Genomic DNA, 1948 nt, shown 5'->3' on the forward strand with positions numbered 1-1948 from the left:
CGAGAGCGTTTCGGGCGGCCTGTGCGATCTGGGGTGAGTTCAGCCCGGCCAGGTCGTACTGCTTTTTAGGGGTGTCGTGGTCGATGTAGGTGTCGGGGAGGGTGAGAGGGCGGAAGCGCAGTCCGCCGTCGAGCAGCCCGGCATGGGCGAGGTGGTGGGCGACGAGGGAGCCGAAGCCCCCCACCGAGCCCTCCTCGACGGTGAGGAGGACGGCGTGGGTGCGGGCGAGGCGCTCGAGGAGCTCGGTGTCGAGCGGCTTGGCGAAGCGCGCGTCGGCCACCGTGCAGGAGAGGCCCTGGGCGGCGAGCTCGTCGGCGGCGCGAAGCGCCTCGGCCAGCCGGGTGCCGTAGGAGAGGATGGCGATGGTCGAGCCCTGGCGGAGGACGCGTCCCTTGCCGATGGGGAGCACGGTGCCGCGGGCGGGGATCTCGAGGCCGGTGCCCTCGCCGCGGGGGTAGCGCAGCGCGATGGGGCCCGTGTCGTGGGCGGCGGCGGTGGCCACCATGTGGGTGAGCTCCACCTCGTCGGCGGCTGCCATGAGCGTCATGTTCGGGATGCAGCCGAGATAGGCGATGTCGTAGGCGCCGGCATGGGTGGCGCCATCCGCGCCCACCAGCCCGGCCCGGTCCATGGCGAAGCGCACGGGCAGGTTCTGCAGCGCGACGTCGTGCACCACCTGGTCGTAGGCGCGCTGGAGGAAGGTCGAGTAGATGGCGACGAAGGGCCGCAGCCCCTCGCAGGCCATGCCGGCGGCAAAGGTCACCGCGTGCTGCTCGGCAATGCCCACGTCGAAGGTGCGCCGCGGGAAGCGGCGCTCGAAGGCGTCCAGCCCCGTGCCGCCGGGCATGGCGGCGGTGACGGCGACGATGCGCGGGTCGGCCTCGGCCTCGGCGATGAGGGCGCTCGAGAAGACCTTCGTGTAGGAGGGCGGCCCGGGCGGCGCCTTGGCCTGCTCGCCGGTGACCACGTTGAACTTGGCGACGCCGTGGTACTTGTCCGGGCTCGCCTCGGCGGGCTGGTAGCCCTTGCCCTTCTGGGTGACCACGTGGAGCAGGATGGGCCCGCTCTCCTCGGCGTCGCGCAGGTTGCGCAGCACGGGCAGCAGGTGGTCGAGGTCGTGCCCGTCGACGGGACCGACGTAGTAGAAGCCCATCTCCTCGAAGAGCGTGCCGCCCGTCAGCATGCCGCGGGCGTACTCGTCGGCCCGCCTGGCGGCCTCGGCGATCGGGCGCGGGAAGCGCCGCGCAAGCCGCGCCATGACCTCGCGGATGGACAGGAAGGGACGCGAGGAGATGAGGCGCGACAGGTAGGCCGACATGGCGCCCACGGGCCGGGCGATGGACATGTCGTTGTCGTTGAGCACGACGATCAGGCGCGACCTCATCGCGCCCGCGTTGTTCATCGCCTCGTAGGCCATGCCGGCCGACATGGCGCCGTCGCCGATCACCGCGATCACCGCCTGGCTCGCCCGGTCGGGCGCGGCCCCGCCGCCCGGCAGCGGCACCGCCTTGCCCGCGCCCGCGCCCCCGCCTTGCGCCCCCAGCAGGTCGCGCGCCACCGCCATGCCGAGCCCGGCCGAGATCGAGGTGGAGGAGTGCGCGGCACCGAACGGGTCGTACTCGCTCTCCGCGCGCCGGGTGAAGCCCGACAACCCACCCCCCTGGCGGAGCGTGCGCATGCGGTCCCGCCGCCCGGTCAGGATCTTGTGCGGGTAGGCCTGGTGCCCGACGTCCCAGATCAGCCGGTCGCTGGGCGTGTCGAAGATGGCGTGCAGCGCCACCGTCAGCTCCACCACCCCCAGGCTCGCCCCGAGATGCCCGCCCGTGGTCGAAACCACCTCCACCGTCTCCGCCCGCAACTCATCGGCCAGCTGACGCAACTGCTCGGCCGACAGGTTCCGCATGTCGGACGGTACCAACACTCGATCCAACAACGGCGTCCGAGGGCG

At 72.4% G+C, this 1948-nt stretch carries 1 protein-coding gene; it reads right to left on the reverse strand.

Annotated elements, in window-relative coordinates:
• A partial coding sequence (dxs, locus tag D9599_RS30500) for a 1-deoxy-D-xylulose-5-phosphate synthase (RefSeq protein ID WP_198385095.1) occupies positions 1-1948 on the reverse strand: 1948 nt, incomplete at both ends.

It is taken from the genome of Roseomonas sp. KE2513, assembly GCF_016107305.1.
Taxonomy (GTDB): Bacteria; Pseudomonadota; Alphaproteobacteria; order Acetobacterales; family Acetobacteraceae; genus Roseomonas.